The following is an 18,010-nucleotide window of genomic DNA, read 5'->3' on the forward strand; positions in this document are numbered from 1 at the left end:
TTTTGATATAAAATATTTTCAATTCCAAAAACTAATAGTGTGACAGGAAAGGAGATATGTATGACTTCCAAAATGAAAGAAACAGTTTCTTTACCTAAAGAAATATCACTTTATAAAAAGATATATACAGAAAATATTGATCCAATCAAAAAAGAAGTATTTAGTTTTTTTGAAATTGCTTATATTATGAATAACTCAGAAGCTTTTCCTGTAAAAGCTGATGATTACTATATTTTAAAATATGATGTACAGGAAAGAGATCAATTATTAGCTGTTTTAGCTATGAGTTATATAGCATATAGGTCCTATCAAGAATACAAAACTAATAAAGTTTTGTTATCAGAAGGTGACCTACTATATATTATGAGGTTTATTAATAAATTTTATCAATTTGATGTACCTATAAAAGATAAAAAGAATGAAGGAATTTTATGGATTTATCCTAAGCTTGAAATAAAACGTTTTTTATCTGACTGTATTTCTACTAATAAACTATCAGAATATTATTTTGACGAAGTAACACTAACTAAACTTATACTAATCATTTCAAGCTTTGTCAGATATGAGTATGATAATGCCGATGAAGATATAGTAAGTGAAATAGAAGCTTTAAATTTTCCAACTTTAGTATTGGCAAATATTAAGTTATATGAAAAAGGTTATCTAAGACTAATGGATGAAAGTGAAGGTGTGGGAGTTACATTAAATCATAAAGGAAACAATAGTCATGAAAAAATCTTCACAAAGGATACTGACATTTTGAAAAAAAGAATAATCTCAGTATTAGAATATTCAGAAGGTAGACGTTTTGAAATGGAAGACTTTATGGACTAGATGGTTCTAATTTTATTAAATTAACATAAATATAATAGTAAGACAAAGAAATGCAATTTATCTACAACTAACATTCATATTCAGGTTAATTTTACGTAAAATGTATCAATTATTGCAATGTTAGTGTGGTAATATTGCATTTTTTTGAGAATTTGATTGACATAATCTTCTTATGATGATATAATATAGTTAGTAATAAATATAAGAGGGGGAACGTAAATGAAAAAGAACTTACTTAATAATGGTAATACCGAGATTACTAGCCGATTAAAAAAATGTGGCGCAATAACTTGTATTCATAATATTGATGGTTATTGCAATAGTGAGAAATGTGAAATTTACGAAAGGGCATTAAGACAGGAACATTAATTATGACATAAGAAAAGAGGAAGTATCCACTTCCTCTAACCTAAAAGGTTATTTTTTTTTGCTTATTTTTGACTATTATAAACTTCCAAACCTTTTTTAATTATCTCCATTGATTTTTTCAAATTATTTTCATTTAATACATAAGATATTCTAACTTCATCTTTTCCTAACCCCTTAGTTGCATAAAATCCTTCAGCAGGGGCCATCATTACAGTTTCATTATCTATATCAAAGTCTCTTAACAACCAAACTACAAAGTCTTCTGCATCTTCTACTGGAAGCTTAGCTATTATATAGAAAGCTCCGTGAGGCTTTTTACAAAGAACTCCATCCATATCGTTTAATGCATTGAATACGATGTCTCTTCTTTTTTTGTATTCTTCAACAACTTCTGTAAAGTACTCATCTGTAACACTTACTAAAGCTGCTGCACCAATTTGCTCAATAGTAGGAACACATAGTCTACTTTGGCAAAGCTTAAGTATTTGCTTCATTAGGTCTTTATTCTTTGAAGCTATAGAACCAATTCTAGCTCCACATGCACTGTATCTTTTAGAAATACTGTCTGTAATAATAACTCTATCAGCTATATCATCTAAATGTGCAAAACTCATGTATTCAAATCCATCATAAACAAATTCTCTATATACTTCATCAGCAAGTATATATAAATCGTTTTCCTTGGCTATATTCCTAAGCATATAGATTTCTTCTTTTGAATATATAGCACCAGTTGGATTTCCAGGATTGGATAAAACTATTGCCTTTGTTTTAGGAGTAATCAACTTTTCAATAACCTCTTTACTTGGCAAATGAAATCCATCCTCAGCTTTTGTAGTTATTGGTACAACATTAACTCCAGCTGAGTTTCCAAAACCATTATAGTTTGTGTAGAATGGCTCTGGTATCAAAACTTCATCTCCATGATCACATATTGTTAGTAAAGAGAATAGTAAAGCTTCACTACCACCATTAGTTATTAATATTTCATCCTTATCAAAATGAATATCATATTTTTTATAATATTCAATAAAGCTGTCAATTAGCTCAGGAATCCCTTGAGAGAAAGAATACGCTAATACATCCTCATCAAAATTCTTAACAGCATCAAAGAAAGCATCTGGAGTTGGAATATCTGGTTGTCCGATATTTAAGTGATAAACCTTTTTCCCATTTTTCTTAGCTTCCTCTGCTATTGGAACTAATTTTCTAATAGGTGATTCTTGCATTGATGTAATTCTTTGTGAAAATTGCATTAAAAAGCCTCCTTTTCATAAATAAATCTCCTTTTTACACTACTATAATAACATAATTCATTTGGAAATAATAGTTACAAAAAACTAAAATTTTTAAGTTCTCTAATGTAATAATCTTTTCTTATATTAGAAGTTTTATCTAATAAATTACTTTTTATAATTAACATAGATATACTATATATACAAATTTATGTTATAATTCATTATATTAGAAACTAAGTATATTAGAAACTAAAGGAGGAATTTTATGAATCAGAATTATATTAGTGACTTAATTTTTGATAATAACAAGAAAGTCGTATTTCGTTATCTTTCAAAAGAGGATTCTATAAATGAAATAACAATATTATTAAATAAAGCATATAAATCATTGGCAGATATAGGACTTAAATATGTTGCATCCTATCAAGACGATGACGTAACTTTGTTAAGAGTAAATAATGCATATAGATGTATTATTGGTTTATGGGAAAATAAAATAATCTCAACGATTTCTATATATACTCCAAAGCCTTCTGATAACTGTAAATGGTATAGCAATGATTTTGTTGCAAAAATAGGTCAGTTTGCCGTTCTCCCAGAGTTACAAAGATTTGGAATAGGAAGTAGAATGATGAGTTTAATTGAAGATGAAGCTAAGAAGATGGATGGCATAAAGGAAATAGCTTTAGACACTGCTGAAACTGCTTATCATTTGATAGATTACTATAAAAGTAGAAGATATAGATATATTGAGACAATAAACTGGGGTGTCACAAATTACAATAGTGTAGTATTAAGTAAAACATTATAGATTACTAAATAAAGAATTACATACTTGAGGATTATTAGAATACTATTCTTCTTATATCAAAAAAGTATCCCATATAAACTAAGGATACTTTTTTTACTTTACTTAGTATTGATTTTATTCATATTTATCAAAATAACTAAATAGGATTGATTGCTATGAACTTTTCACCTTATCTAATTCCTACTAATAGAAAATATGTAATTAAATGATAATTAGTTTTGAGTAAATGTTTATGCAAATTCAATATGAACTATTTTGGGTTGATTAGAAACTTACTTAGGAGAGTTATGCATAAGCTTATATGAAGTATCGTCATCTAAAAAAAATATATCTTCTATTAAATGTGTTCCTGCTGAATTCTCTGTAACCCTAAGCATTAAAGTATTTCTGTTATCATATTTAATAACAACATAATTTTCTACTTGATATCTATTAGAGATATGTGTATTAATTTCTTTAAGAATGTTATTGAAAAAATTTTTATCTTTTACTGAAGATAATTCAATAATAGGTTCTATAGAATCTTCAGAAACAGCTATGTTTACCCTCCGAGCAATTCTAAAGTCATAACCTAAATCATTCTTTAATAATTGATATTTGCTATAGAAAAAGAAATTTGATAGGAGTAATAATAAAAATAGTAAAACTATTAAATCTTTTTTTCGAATAAAAACATGTGGTTTCATACCTTTACCTCCTGCATTGTAATATCTAATATATATAATTTTATCATAAAAAGTAATCTATGAGATTTATTTAAAAAATATTTTCTTATTTAAACAAAATAAAAAATATTAGAAATCAAAAGCTTAAGAGGTAACTTCCGAATAATTCACCTCATGATTTAGGCTAATCTTTTATTTTAAATAAATTAACATATAACCTTTAATTTAGCTAATATCCTTATATATAGTATACTAAAATATTAAACTTCGACAAAAGTTTATAGTGAAGATAGATTTATATAAATTTGCTGTCACTAATTGCGAGGAAACGTTGAAATCTCACTATTTCCACGGGAATAATATTTATATTAATTATTTCCTATAGTAAATGTTATCTGTCGTATATATTTCTTCTATATTAATAATTTATAAGTAAAAAATCTAACAGTTTTAATAAAGCACCTTGTTTATTTTACATGAACTTATAATCTTTCATTGATACTTCTTATACAATGTTTTATTTTTTATTCTTTTCTGATATAATTAATTTCAATATTAGTTAAACTAAGTATATAAGAAGTTAAGGAGGACTAGCATTGCAAAATAATATAAATAATACCCAAGATAAAAATCAAAAGAAATATACAATTGTTACTTGGGGTTGTCAAATGAACGAGCATGACTCTGAGAAGATGGCAGGAATGCTTGAAGAAATGGGTTATGTCAATACTGATGACATTCAACATACAGATTTAATCATATATAATACTTGCTTGGTACGTGAAAATGCTGAGCTAAAGGTTTATGGAAACCTTGGTGAGCTTAAAGCGCTTAAGAGAGATAAGCCCGATTTAATAATAGCAGTTTCAGGTTGTATGATGCAGAAAAAAGAAGTAAGAGATGTAATTAAACAGAAATATAGATTTGTAGATATCTTATTTGGTACACATAACTTACACAAACTACCAGAATTTATTGCAAATCACAATCAAACCTCTAAGATGATCGTGGACGTATGGGAAGATGGTGGAGAGATAGTTGAAGGATTACCTGCCCATAGAAAGCATGGTTTTAAAGCTTTCGTTAATATAATGTACGGTTGTAACAACTTCTGTTCATATTGTATAGTTCCTTATACTAGAGGTAGAGAGCGTAGTAGAAACCCAGAAGATATAGTAAAGGAAATTGAGAAATTAGCAAAGGAAGGCTATAAAGAGATAACTCTACTTGGTCAAAATGTTAATTCCTATGGCAAAACATTAGAAAACAAAGTAACCTTTGCAGAACTCTTACGTATGATTGATAAAATTGAAGGTGTAGAGAGAGTTAGATTCATGACATCTCATCCTAAAGACCTTTCTGAAGAGCTTATCTATGCTATGAGGGATTGTGATACTGTTTGTGAGCATTTCCACTTACCATTCCAAGCAGGAAGCAATAGAGTATTAAAAATTATGAATAGAAAATATACTAAGGAAAAGTACTTAGAGATAGTAGGAAGACTTAAAGAAGAAGTACCTAATGTATCAATAACCACTGATATAATAGTGGGCTTCCCAGGAGAAACTGATGAAGATTTTGAAGAAACTTTAGATGTAGTAAGAAAGGTAGGCTTCGATTCAGCCTTTACATTCTTATATTCTATTAGGGAAGGCACACCTGCTGCAGATATGGAAAATCAAGTTCCTGATGACATAAAGAGAGAAAGATTCCAAAGACTGTTAGATACCCTTCGTCCTCTAAGTCACGAAGCAAATCAACATTATGTAAATGAAGTAGTAGAAGTTCTTATAGAAAATGTGAGTAAAAATAATGATGATGTTTTAAGTGGTAGAACTCGTACTAATAAGTTAGTTCACTTTGCAGGGACAAAGGATCTTATAGGACAATTAGTGAATGTTAAAATAGATGAGGCTAAAACATGGACATTAGAGGGGCATATAATAAATGAATAAAAATAACTATTCTAATCCTTTAGATAAAGCTAGGGAGTTAGGCTCAGCTATTATTAATTCAAAGGAATATTCTGAGCTTAAGGAAGCTGAAAAGCAATTCTTAAATGATAAGGCTTCTGATTTATTAGATAGCTATAATTCAAAAATGAAGGAATATAGTAACCTAGTATCTAAAAAAGACCGAAATCTCGAAGAAGAAGAGAGTTTAATGGCTGAATTAAAGGATTTAAAGAAAGAAATTGATAATAACGAAGTGATTAACTATCAATATGAATGTCAAAAAAAATATGATAAGCTTATAAAAGATATAAATGATATAATAAACTACATGACTGGCAATAATCAAAAGAAAAGCGGTTGTAGTGGTTGCAGTGGTTGTCATAAAAACGGCTAAGTTAATTCTTAGCCGTTTTATTACAACTTTTTGTTATGTTATAATATGTATATGCATATAGAAATTGGAGGGAATAAATTTGGCTAAATTAACACCAATGATGCAACAATATATGGATATTAAAAATAAAAATAAGGATTCTATCCTTTTCTTTAGATTAGGTGACTTTTATGAAATGTTTTTCGATGATGCACTTTTAGCTTCTAGAGAGCTAGAAATAGCTTTGACAGGCAGAGAATGTGGACAAGAAGAAAAGGCACCAATGTGTGGTGTTCCATACCACTCAGCAGACTCTTACATATCTAAACTAGTAAAAAAAGGCTATAATGTAGCTATTTGTGAGCAAGTTGAAGATCCTTCTCAAGCAAAGGGTATTGTAAAAAGAGATGTAGTGAGAATCATAACACCTGGTACTATTACTGACGTTAAGGTACTAGACGAAAAAGATAACAATTATTTATGTTGCGTTTATATGAATGAGAATGGATGTGGAATATCATATGTAGATATTTCTACAGGAGATTTATTCACAACGGATTTAATTGATAATATGAGTAGCGCTTCAAATCTATTAATTGATGAGCTAGCTAAGATTGGTCCAACAGAGATCATAGCCAATGAATTCTTTTATAAGAAAAAAGATTTGGTTAATGAAATTGAAAAGAGATTTAATATTGTTATCAAAAAATATGAAGATTGGGCCTTTGATACTGAATTCGCTAGAGATAAGATTAAAAATCAACTGTCAGTTATTAGTCTAGACGGTTTTGGCTTAAAAAATAGAAATTTTGCAGTTTCTTCAACTGGAGCCCTTATAGAGTACCTAAATGAAACACAGAAAACTACTTTAGATCATATAAATAATATTTCTACCTATAGAATTAGTAATTTTATGGTTATAGATATTAATACTAGGAGGAACTTAGAGTTAACTGAAACTATGAGGGATAAGAGTAAAAGAGGCTCCCTATTATGGGTCTTAGATAAAACATCAACCGCAATGGGCGGTAGACTACTTAAAAAGTGGATTCAAGAACCTCTACTAAAATTGCAAACTATCACTAATAGACTTGAATCAGTAGAAACATTGGTAAATAATATATTCTTAATGGATGAAATAAAAGAGCTATTAAAAAAAGTTTATGACATTGAAAGACTTATGGGAAGAATAGCTTATGGTAATTGTAATGCTAGAGATTTAATTGCATTAAAAGGTTCGATTTCTATTATACCTGAGCTTAAAGCTCTATTAAGCGACCCAGATTACCCTAGTTTAAATAAGCTGGCTAATGAAATGGATACCTTGGAAGATGTACACGACCTTATAGAAGATTCAATATTAGAAGATCCACCTCTGGCAGTAAAAGAAGGTGGCATAATCAAAACCGACTATAACGAAGATTTAAAAGCTTTAAGAGAAGGTGCAACTAAAGGTAAGGAATGGTTATCAAATCTTCAAAGTACTGAACGAAAAAGAACAGGTATTAAATCTCTAAAGGTCGGGTTTAATAAAGTTTTTGGATACTATCTTGAAGTTACAAAATCCAATATGAGCTTGGTTCCAGATGACTATATTAGAAAGCAAACCTTAGCAAATTCGGAGAGATACATCACTCCTGAACTAAAGGAAATGGAATCTAAAATTCTTGGTTCTGAGGAAAAGATGACTGCTCTAGAATACAGTATATTCCTTGAAATTAGAAATAAAATAAAGTCAGAAATAAAACGAATACAAAAGACTTCTAAAATAATTTCAACAATTGATGTTCTAAATTCTTTAGCTGAAGTAGCCTATAAAAATAATTATATTAAGCCTACAATGAAAGAAGAGGGTACAATAGATATAATAGGTGGACGTCATCCTGTAGTGGAAAAGATGTTGAATGATGAGTTATTCGTCCCAAATGACACTCATTTAGATGATAACAAAAACAGAATCTCTATTATTACCGGCCCAAACATGGCAGGTAAATCAACATATATGAGACAAGTAGCTCTAATAACACTAATGAGTCAGATAGGAAGCTTTGTACCAGCTGAGGAAGCTAATATAGGAATAGTAGATAAAATCTTCACGAGGGTTGGAGCCTCTGATAATTTAGCCCATGGACAAAGTACTTTTATGGTAGAGATGAGTGAGGTAGCCAATATTTTAAATAATGGCACTAAGAATAGTCTTATAATATTAGATGAAATAGGAAGAGGAACAAGTACCTATGATGGATTAAGCATTGCTTGGTCTGTGGTTGAATACATTAGTGAGAAATCGAAAATCGGTGCTAAAACCTTATTTGCCACTCACTATCATGAGCTTACTGAGCTAGAAGGCAAAATTGATGGAGTTATAAACTATAAGATTCATGTTCAAGAAAAGGGAAAAGATATTATATTCTTAAGAAAGATAAAAAGAGGTGGAGCTGATAAAAGCTACGGTATTGAAGTGGCAAGGCTAGCTGGTGTACCTAACCCAGTAATAGATAGAGCAAAAGAAATACTCGCTGAATTAGAGAAAAGAGATATAAATAAATCAGAAATTCTGCAAGAGTGTAGTATTACTAAGGAAGATGAATTAAATAGTAAAGTTATAACTCCCAATGCTTATAAACCAGATCAAAATGAAGAAATTAAAGAAATTGATAATAGTGAAAAAATAGAAGAAAAAAGTAGTGAATTCCAATTAGATATGTTTAATGTAAAGGAAAAACAGGTATTAGATAAGTTAAAGAATATTGATATGATGAACGTTACACCACTTGATGCTATTAATATTCTTTATGAATTAGTAAACAAATCTAGGGATATATAGGAGAGATATTATGTCTAACTTAATAAAACGATTAGACGAAAAAACTATAAATAAAATTGCTGCTGGTGAGGTTGTTGAAAGACCCTCTTCAGTCATTAAAGAGTTAGTTGAAAATTCAATAGATGCTAATTCTACATCAATAATAATAGAGATTAAAGCTGGTGGCAAAAAATATATTAGAGTGACAGATAATGGTTCTGGTATTAATAGAAATGATTTAGACATTGCCTTCTTAAGACATTCAACCAGTAAAATAAACTCTGTGGATGATTTAGAAGTTGTTAGATCTCTAGGATTCAGAGGTGAAGCATTGGCTAGTATATCTGCTGTCTCTCTATTAGAGATTGTCACGAAAACTCAGAATGATGCTACAGGTACACAAGCTAATTTGCAGGGTGGGCAAGTTGCAAATAAGAAAGATGTTGGATGCCCCAATGGAACTACTATAATAGTGAAGAATCTTTTTTATAACGTTCCTGTAAGGAAAAAGTTTTTAAAAAGTGATAACGCTGAAGGATCTCAAATTAGTAATATTGTATACAAATTGGCATTAAGCAATCCTAATATATCTTTTAAATATATTAAGGACAACAAGCTTATTCTTAAAACTCCAGGTAATGGAGATATGAAAGCAACTATATATAGTTTATTTGGTAAAGAATTTACTAAATCTTTGTTTAAAATTAATTATAATGGTGAAGATATAAAGATAAAAGGAATGATTTCTAATCCCTCTTTCACTAGAGGTAATAGAGGCCATCAGTATTTATTTGTAAATGGGAGATATATAAAGGATGATAATCTTTCAAAGGTTGTTGAGGATGCATATAAATCTTTAATACCTATAAATAGGTTTCCTATTTTTATAATCTTTCTAGAGCTTAATGGAAATCAAATTGACGTAAACGTTCATCCAACTAAAACTGAGATTAGATTTGATAATGCAAATAAAATTTATTCAGTTATAAATAATGTGATTAAAGATACTTTAAAGCAAGAAAATTTGATTCCAGAGATCAGTATAGGGTACAAGAAAAAGAAAGATAACGGAGAACAGAAAAATTTTATTGATACTTTAGCTAAGCCGATTAATAAAATAAAAGAGAAGTCTAATATAGATATTAATAATGTGAAAAGAGATAACTCGGGTACTGATACTAATGAAAGTAAAGCAAGTAAGACAAGAGGAGATTCAATTAATCAACAGATAAACGAAGAAAAGCTAACAAACCAAGATATTATAACTATTAACTATGATGGTGATGCAAATACTAGTTTAATTTCAGATAAAGCTAGCTTGCCTATTGATTCTTTATCTTCTACTATTTCCGAACAAGAATCACCTGTATTTGAAGAAAATAAAGTAGATTATTATAATTTAGAAAGAAACAATCAGAAAAAAGAAAGAAAAATTATAATCCCTGAGTTAAATATAATTGGAAATCTATTTGACACTTATATTTTAGCTCAAGATAAAGTAAATGAAGTTTTTTATATGATTGACCAACATGCTGCTCATGAAAGGATTATGTATGAAAAGCTAAGGAATCAATTTAATGATGAAAATGTTGTAATACAAGAGTTATTAGCACCAAATATAATAGAATTAACCCATAGTGAAGTACAGCTTATAAACGAGAATATAAAAACATTTGAAAAGCTAGGTTTTTTAGTTGAAAGTTTTGGTACTGGTTCAATTATCCTTAGAGGAGTACCTTTAGTTTTTGGAGAACCAGATTCTAAAAAATTATTTCTTGATATTCTTGATAATTTAAATGAGAATATCGGTAGTGGATATGACTTAAGGGTTGAAAAAATCATGAAGATGGCATGTACTAGTGCTATTAAGGCAGGTCATCAGATTAAGGAAATAGAAGTTAGTCAACTTATTTCTGACTTAAGAAAAGCTGAACAGCCTTTTACTTGCCCCCATGGTAGACCTATAATAGTAAAAATGACAAAATACGAACTAGAGAAAAAGTTTAAAAGGGTGATGTAATGAGTGGGAAAATACCATTATTAGTACTTATTGGTCCAACAGCTGTTGGTAAAACAAGTACATCAATTAAAGTAGCACAAAATTTAAATGGAGAAATTATATCTGCTGATTCAATGCAGATTTATGAATATATGGATATTGGAACTGCTAAGGTTACAGAGGATGAAATGGAGAATATTGAACATTACATGGTAGGAGAGATTTTACCCGATGAAGATTTTAGTGTTTCTGATTTTCAAGATAAAGCTAATGAATATATAGAAAAAATATATAGTAAGGGAAAGCTTCCTATGGTTGTAGGAGGTACAGGATTATATATCAATTCATTAGTTTATAATTTGGATTTTACAAATGCCGTTTCAAATCCACAATTAAGGGAAGAATATTTAAATGAGGCTGAAATTCATGGCAATGAGGTTTTAGTTAAGAAGCTTAAAAAGATTGACCCAGAGTCAGCAGAAAGAATCCATATTAATGACACAAAGAGACTTGTAAGAGCATTGGAAATCTATCATGAAACTGGTAATCCTATGTCTAAATATTATAAGAACTTTAGGCAACCAAATGATGATTATAATATTGTAATGATTGGATTAAATATGGATCGTAAAAAACTATACGACCGAATTAATAAAAGAGTTGATATCATGCTTGAATCAGGTCTTATAGATGAAGTAAAATCATTATTAGATAAAGGATATGACAAGAACTTAACTTCATTACAAGGACTAGGTTATAAAGAAATAATAAGTTATTTAAATGGTGAATATACATATGATGAAGCAATTGAAATACTAAAAAGAGATTCTAGGAGGTTTGCAAAACGACAATTAACATGGTTCAGGAGAGATAAAAGAATAAAGTGGGTTATGGTTGATGAATTTGATAGCCAAGGGGAGATTGTAAAAGAAATAACAGAGTATGTAGAGAAAAAATTAGAATTAGAATAACTTTTTCTTATATAATTTAATGGAGGGGATAATTTTGAAAAATAATATTAATCTACAAGATATTTTTCTTAACAAAGTAAGAAAGGAGAACATTTCTATAACAATTTTTTTAGTTAATGGATATCAGCTTAAGGGGTATGTAAAAGGATTTGACAATTATACAATTGTTTTAAGTAGTGAAGGTAAACAGCAATTAATTTATAAACATGCTATATCAACGATATCACCTAGTATTGATGTTAATTTTATGAATAGAAACAATAATGATTGATAAGTATATTTAGGGATCTCAATAAGAGGTCCTTTTTTAGTAACTAAAATCTAAACTCTCCTTCAACATTTTATTTGTAATAAAAAAACTCTATCATCTATCAAAAAAGAAAAGTGGACTATCACTTTTTTCATATTTATAGCATATTATAATAATAGCAACTTTTTTGAGGTGATACGAGGTGATATTATGGATAATGAAATATTAAATTTATACAGGGTAGGTAAAGTCAGCCTAAATCATACCTTCGACCAGTTGTTTAATAGTGATTCTAAAGAATTAAGTAAAGCGCGTAGTAATAAAAAGATAGAAGACAATGATAGTATTGACTTAATCTTATCTGAGCTACATAATCTAGTTGGCTTAAGAAATGTTAAGGAACTTATAGACGAAATAATGGCTTTTGTAGAAATACAAGGTAAAAGAAAAAAAGAAAACCTATTAACAGAACCTGTAGTTCTTCATATGGTTTTTAAGGGTAATCCAGGTACTGGGAAAACAACTGTAGCTAGAATAATAGGCCGCTTATTTAAAGAAATGGGAGTTCTGGAGAAAGGACATTTAATCGAAATAGAAAGAGCAGATATAGTTGGAGAATATATAGGGCACACAGCCCTTAAGGTACGTCAGCAGGTAAAAAAAGCTCTGGGTGGAATACTGTTTATAGATGAAGCCTACTCCCTAGCTAGAGGTGGAGAAAAAGACTTTGGAAAAGAAGCTATTGATGCACTAGTAAAATCTATGGAGGACAATAAAGATAATTTAATTCTAATACTGGCAGGTTATGATTATGAGATGGAAGATTTTCTTAGAACTAATCCGGGACTAAAATCTAGATTTCCAATACATGTGGATTTTAAAGATTATAGTGTTGAAGAATTGATTGAGATTGGACTAATCATGGCTAAGAATAGAGAATATAAGTTAACAAATACAGCTGTAAATAAGCTTAAGCAAATCCTAGTAAAATACAATGATTCCTATAATAGTGGTAATGCAAGGCTTATGAGAAATATCATTGAAAAATCTATAAGAAAACAGGCCTTAAGATTAAAAAGACAAAAATATATTTCTAAAGATGACCTTTTATATTTAAAAGCTGTTGATATAGAAGGGAATGATAAATATTGAAAAAGTCAATTATTGTTGGAAAAACCAATGCTGGAAAGACCTTATTTATGATAAATTTTGCGGAATATATAGGCTTAAAAAAAATAGTATTAAAGCAAGAGTATCCAGATGGCAAAAAGTTGAGTAAAGAAATGTCTACTGATTTAGCTAAAAGTTACCTTTCTTCCGACAGAGAATATAAAACTCAATGTATTCAATCTATTTGCATAGATTTGCCTGTATATAAAGGAAAGAAGGAAATTACTCTTCTTGATACCAGTGGATTAATAGATGGTATTCATCCCAAGTTAAGCGTTCGAAATGGAATAATACAAACCTTAGAAAAGATTCAAGAAGCTGATATAATACTACATATGCTTGATATTGCTTTACTAATTGATAATAATACTTTAAGTGAAATTGATAGACAAATTATAGAATATGGTAGGAATAGAAAAGGTTATGTCCTGATTCCAAACAAAATTGACTTAGATAAAGATAAGATAGGGTTGCATACCCTAAGACAAGAATATCCTAAGCAATTTATGATACCAATTTCCGCGCTATATAAAAAAGGTTTTGATGAGGTGAAAGCTTTTGTTATTAGGTCTATTTGATATTAAGTATATTATCGCAGTTTTACTAACGGGAGTAGTAATTAAACTTATGGATGATTATATAGATTTAGATCAAGAAGGTGACTCGTTTTTAGTTAATAATATGAATAGAGGCCTTCTTCCTTATTCTTTAATAATTCTGTCTATGGCATGCTCTTTAGATATTAAAGTAACTGTTTCCCTAATTTCATCAGCTTATATGGTAGGAATGTTTAAGGATGGGAATAGAAAATTGTCATTTAAGTTAAAAGGATATCAAGAATCACTGATAATAGCAGTAATTTTTTCACTTTTATTAGGTTTTCATGAACTTCTTTCATCATTAGTTATAATTTCAATTATTCAACTTACAGATGATATAATAGATATAAGAAAGGATAGATACTTTAATAATAAAAATTTCATTTTAGAATTTGGATTTATTGAAGTTATCCTTTTAAATCTTATTTTAATACTGGCCGCTCTTAAGTTAGACTTTAAAAAGTTTATAATTTCTATTATAGTTTTCTTTGCCTTACAAGCCATAGAATTTTTCTTTACTAAGAGAATTTTAGATGAAAGGGATGAGCCTAGATGGATATAATTACTTACATAATTATTATATTATTACTAGTTCTATTAGGATACAGTGTAGGTAGAAGGGTAGGATATAAACAAGGTTATGAAGAAGGCGTAAGTTATGCTCCCATAGAAATGAAAAGAAAAATACATAAATTAAAAAAATGTCCCATTTGCAATAAGCCAATTGATGAATAAAAAAAGGTATGATAAAATACTTAGGACAAATGAGATAAAATATAACTATACATAAAGAGGAGATTATTATGAATAAGGATACTATAAATATATTATGTGAACTATATGGTGTTAATAGTAAAATAGTGGACTATGTCAATGATAAAGAGAAGCTAATAAAGGATAAATTCAATGCAATCAATGAAATTAAAGAATACAATCAATATAAAGTTATTGCTGCTATGCAAAAGGCTAAATTAAATGCTACACACTTTGGTTGGACTACTGGATATGGCTATGATGATGTTGGTAGAGATAAAGTAGAGGAGATCTATTCATATATATTTAATACAGAAGACTCCCTAGTAAGACCAACCATTGTATCTGGGACCCACGCAATAACCTTGACAATTTCGGCTATAGTAAGACCAGGAGAAGAACTATTATCAATAACAGGTAGCCCCTATGACACATTACAAAAAGTAATTGGTATTAAGGGAGATTCTAAGGGTAGTCTTAAAGATTATGGACTTGAATACAACGAAATACCTTTAGATAGTGACGGCAATATTGATATTAAGACGACACTAAGAAGTATAAATGAAAAGACTAAGTTAATACTGATTCAAAGATCTACTGGATATAGTGATAGAAAAGCTATAACTTTAGATGAAATAAAGAGAGCGGTTGAATCTATTAAAGCTGAACATAAAGATATAGTTATTATGGTAGATAATTGCTATGGTGAATTTTTAGACAAAATTGAACCAACTGAGATTGGTGTTGATATTATAGCTGGTTCGCTAATTAAGAATCCAGGTGGAGGACTAGCTTTAACTGGGGGCTATATAGCTGGTAAAAGAGATTTAATAGAGTTAGTTGCAAATAGAAGTACTGCTCCTGGAATAGGCAAGGAGTGTGGACTGACATTTGGTACAACAAGAACAACTCTTCAAGGATTATTCTTAGCTCCAAATGTCGTAGCAGAAGCTCGTAAGGGAGCATTGCTAACAGCTATAGCCTATAAGTCTCTGGGATTTAGAGTTATACCTGATTTAGATGATGAAAGAAGTGATATAATACAAGGAATAGAATTTAAGAATAAAGATAGCGTTATTAAGTTCTGTCAGGGAATTCAAGCTGCATCTCCAGTTGATTCTTATGTGTTACCTCAACCTTGGGCAATGCCAGGTTACGAAGATGAGGTTATAATGGCTGCTGGTGGATTTATACAAGGATCATCAATTGAATTAAGTGCAGATGCACCTATCAGAGAACCATACATTGCTTATTATCAAGGTGGATTAACATATGAACATTGCAAACTTGGAGTTATTAAAAGCTTAGATAATTTAGTTACAAACAATCTAGTGAAATTATAGATTAAATATATTTGATTTTAGTAATATTTTAATAAATAATGTTAAAATTAATTGTTCCAATAATAAATAAAAAGAATGGTGAATACTTTAAATTCACCATTCTTTTTATTTTAAAGATCTAAATACACCAACAACTTTACCTAAAATCTTAACATCGGTTGATATAATAGGGTCCATAGATTGATTTTCTGGTTGCAATCTTATATAATTTTTCTCCTTATAGAATCTTTTCACTGTAGCTTCATCTTCTAAAAGAGCAACTACTATATCTCCATTACTAGCAACATTTTGTTGTTTTACTAGTACATAGTCACCATCCAAGATACCAGCTTCAATCATACTTTCACCTTCAACACTAAGCATAAAAGCAGAAGTGTTCTCAACAAAATTAACCGGAACAGGGAAAGTATCTTCAATATTTTCAACTGCTAGAACAGGTTGACCTGCTGTAACCTTACCAACAATAGGTACATCAACTATTTCTTTTCTAGGAAGTATTCCTTCATTATCTTTATCTAATATCTCTATAGCTCTAGGCTTAGTAGGATCTTTTCTTATGTATCCTTTATCTTCAAGTTTAGATAAGTGCCCATGAACTGTGGAAGTAGACCTAAGATTAACCGCCTTGCAGATTTCTCTAACTGCAGGGGGATATCCTTTGGTCTGAATCTCATTTTTTATAAAATTTAGAATTCTTATTTGCTTTTCAGATAAATCTTCATACATAGCAGCACCCCACATATTTATTTTACAAATATTATATCATATGTTCGGTATATAATCAAACATTCGTTCGATATTGTTGAAATATTAGAATAATTTATATGCATAAGAAAAATTTTCAAAAAAAGTTATTGACTTAGAACGTACGTTCTTTTATAATATAATTAAAGGTCGAACAAACGTTCTTGGAGGGTGATTTTATGAGTGAAAAAAATACTAAACTTGTCATCGTAAATAAAACTAGATTTATTATATTTGTTACTATTGTACTATTATTCTTAAGCATAATAATGGGAGGTATCTTCAAATTAGATAAAGCCTACAGTTCTACATATAAGACATGGAAAGAGATTACTATACAAAGTGGAGATACCCTTTGGCATATAGCCAGAAAAAATAATCCCCATAACCATGATACAAGAAAAGTGGTTTATGAGATAATGAAGTTCAATAGCATGGAGGATGCATCTATAAGAACAGGAGATGTAATTAAGATACCTACTAATTAAATGGCACCCCTTTCATCAAAATATATTAAAAGCTTGGATTATCATAGTCAATAGATATGTATGATCCAAGTTTTTATATTTGTCGAAATAAAATAGGAATCGCTGTAATTTCATGATGTCGAAAGTAATTGTCGATATTTTATGTCGGAATAATATGTCATAATCATGTGTTGATACCTGTAGAATAGCAATAATACAATTTTTACTATATTATGATTATGCTAATCTTCTTATCGAACATGAACATATGTTCTGATATTATTAGATTATACATATATTATAATTTTGCTTAAATTTAAATAAAAGAATGGGGGATAAAAGCATGACTGAAGTAACAGCATATTGTAGAATTAAATGTCATGAATGTCCAGTATACCAAGCTACTATTAACAATAACATCGAAGAAAAAGCTAAGATTACAAAAGAAAAGTGTGGTTCTAAGCTAAATGTAAAAAACTGCAGCACTTGTATAGATTATCCTTGTGATAAACTTAACAAAGTTTTCGACAAATCTCCTGAAGCTAAAACAACATTAGAAAACTTAAGGAGATAGATAACTCTGAGTCGTAAATATATATTTATATTTCAAAAATATATTTCAGAAAGATAAAACCAAGAAGCTCTAACCGGATTAAAAGCATC

Annotated in this window: 19 protein-coding genes; 16 read left to right on the plus strand and 3 right to left on the minus strand. The window is 29.3% G+C overall.

Features of this window, described 5'->3' with window-relative positions; translation table 11 throughout:
- Positions 1–60 precede the first annotated feature (60 nt).
- Both JMO20_RS17145 and JMO20_RS17150 read left to right on the plus strand, forming a co-directional pair.
- Positions 61–834 carry a hypothetical protein gene (locus JMO20_RS17145; RefSeq protein ID WP_207753543.1) on the plus strand — a complete coding sequence of 258 codons (774 nt, stop codon included), beginning with the start codon at positions 61–63 and terminating at the stop codon, positions 832–834.
- A 219-nt stretch (positions 835–1,053) separates the two neighbouring features.
- On the plus strand, positions 1,054–1,203 hold the full coding sequence (locus tag JMO20_RS17150; protein ID WP_202710925.1) for a hypothetical protein: 150 nt from the start codon (positions 1,054–1,056) through the stop codon (positions 1,201–1,203).
- Between the two features lie 62 nt (positions 1,204–1,265).
- Here JMO20_RS17150 and JMO20_RS17155 read toward each other — a convergent pair whose 3' ends face one another.
- Entirely contained in the window at positions 1,266–2,459 is a 1,194-nt protein-coding gene (locus tag JMO20_RS17155; RefSeq protein ID WP_202710926.1) for a pyridoxal phosphate-dependent aminotransferase, read from the minus strand.
- 247 nt (positions 2,460–2,706) lie between these two features.
- On the opposite strand from JMO20_RS17155, the gene JMO20_RS17160 reads away from it, so the two are divergent.
- Positions 2,707–3,252, plus strand: coding sequence for a GNAT family N-acetyltransferase (locus JMO20_RS17160; RefSeq protein WP_202710927.1), 546 nt, complete (start codon positions 2,707–2,709; stop codon positions 3,250–3,252).
- A gap of 272 nt (positions 3,253–3,524) precedes the next feature.
- Here the strand turns inward: JMO20_RS17160 and JMO20_RS17165 are convergent, their stop codons facing one another.
- The gene (locus tag JMO20_RS17165; protein WP_202710928.1) at positions 3,525–3,938 is read right to left on the minus strand and encodes a hypothetical protein; all 414 of its coding nucleotides are present in this window, start codon (positions 3,936–3,938) and stop codon (positions 3,525–3,527) included.
- A gap of 575 nt (positions 3,939–4,513) precedes the next feature.
- Between JMO20_RS17165 and miaB the strand changes: the two genes are divergently transcribed.
- The 11 genes from miaB (at position 4,514) to JMO20_RS17220 (ending at position 16,136) form a co-directional block, all read left to right on the plus strand.
- Positions 4,514–5,872, plus strand: a complete 1,359-nt coding sequence (gene miaB / locus JMO20_RS17170; RefSeq protein WP_202710929.1) for a tRNA (N6-isopentenyl adenosine(37)-C2)-methylthiotransferase MiaB — start codon at positions 4,514–4,516, stop codon at positions 5,870–5,872.
- Entirely contained in the window at positions 5,865–6,266 is a 402-nt protein-coding gene (locus JMO20_RS17175) for a YlbF/YmcA family competence regulator (RefSeq protein WP_202710930.1), read from the plus strand. The genes miaB and JMO20_RS17175 overlap by 8 nt, the downstream gene beginning before the upstream one ends.
- A gap of 79 nt (positions 6,267–6,345) precedes the next feature.
- Positions 6,346–9,072, plus strand: a complete 2,727-nt coding sequence (gene mutS / locus JMO20_RS17180) for a DNA mismatch repair protein MutS (RefSeq protein ID WP_202710931.1) — start codon at positions 6,346–6,348, stop codon at positions 9,070–9,072.
- Between the two features lie 10 nt (positions 9,073–9,082).
- Positions 9,083–11,071, plus strand: a complete 1,989-nt coding sequence (gene mutL / locus JMO20_RS17185) for a DNA mismatch repair endonuclease MutL (RefSeq protein ID WP_202710932.1) — start codon at positions 9,083–9,085, stop codon at positions 11,069–11,071.
- Complete coding sequence (miaA, locus tag JMO20_RS17190) at positions 11,071–12,021, plus strand: tRNA (adenosine(37)-N6)-dimethylallyltransferase MiaA (RefSeq protein WP_202710933.1); 951 nt, start codon at positions 11,071–11,073, stop codon at positions 12,019–12,021. Before mutL ends, miaA begins: the two co-directional genes overlap by 1 nt.
- Before the next feature lie 34 nt (positions 12,022–12,055).
- A complete protein-coding gene (gene hfq / locus JMO20_RS17195; RefSeq protein WP_279380168.1) occupies positions 12,056–12,292 on the plus strand; it encodes an RNA chaperone Hfq in 237 nt (78 codons plus the stop codon).
- Positions 12,293–12,481: 189 nt separating this feature from the next.
- Positions 12,482–13,423, plus strand: coding sequence for an AAA family ATPase (locus tag JMO20_RS17200; protein WP_202710934.1), 942 nt, complete (start codon positions 12,482–12,484; stop codon positions 13,421–13,423).
- Complete coding sequence (locus JMO20_RS17205; RefSeq protein ID WP_202710935.1) at positions 13,420–14,019, plus strand: GTPase; 600 nt, start codon at positions 13,420–13,422, stop codon at positions 14,017–14,019. Before JMO20_RS17200 ends, JMO20_RS17205 begins: the two co-directional genes overlap by 4 nt.
- Complete coding sequence (locus tag JMO20_RS17210; protein WP_202710936.1) at positions 14,000–14,602, plus strand: hypothetical protein; 603 nt, start codon at positions 14,000–14,002, stop codon at positions 14,600–14,602. Before JMO20_RS17205 ends, JMO20_RS17210 begins: the two co-directional genes overlap by 20 nt.
- On the plus strand, positions 14,593–14,775 hold the full coding sequence (locus JMO20_RS17215) for a hypothetical protein (RefSeq protein ID WP_202710937.1): 183 nt from the start codon (positions 14,593–14,595) through the stop codon (positions 14,773–14,775). Before JMO20_RS17210 ends, JMO20_RS17215 begins: the two co-directional genes overlap by 10 nt.
- 68 nt (positions 14,776–14,843) lie before the next feature.
- Entirely contained in the window at positions 14,844–16,136 is a 1,293-nt protein-coding gene (locus JMO20_RS17220; protein ID WP_202710938.1) for a methionine gamma-lyase family protein, read from the plus strand.
- A gap of 105 nt (positions 16,137–16,241) precedes the next feature.
- Here the strand turns inward: JMO20_RS17220 and lexA are convergent, their stop codons facing one another.
- Positions 16,242–16,862: a transcriptional repressor LexA gene (gene lexA, locus JMO20_RS17225; protein WP_202710939.1), complete on the minus strand. Its 621-nt coding sequence runs from the start codon at positions 16,860–16,862 to the stop codon at positions 16,242–16,244.
- Between the two features lie 197 nt (positions 16,863–17,059).
- On the opposite strand from lexA, the gene yneA reads away from it, so the two are divergent.
- Positions 17,060–17,368, plus strand: coding sequence for a cell division suppressor protein YneA (gene yneA / locus JMO20_RS17230; RefSeq protein ID WP_202710940.1), 309 nt, complete (start codon positions 17,060–17,062; stop codon positions 17,366–17,368).
- A 322-nt stretch (positions 17,369–17,690) separates the two neighbouring features.
- Positions 17,691–17,921 (plus strand): hypothetical protein, encoded by a 231-nt coding sequence (locus JMO20_RS17235; protein ID WP_202710941.1) that lies wholly within the window; start codon positions 17,691–17,693, stop codon positions 17,919–17,921.
- Positions 17,922–18,010 lie beyond the last annotated feature (89 nt).

The organism is Sporosalibacterium faouarense, from assembly GCF_016765695.1.
GTDB lineage: Bacteria > Bacillota > Clostridia > Tissierellales > VENL01 > Sporosalibacterium > Sporosalibacterium faouarense.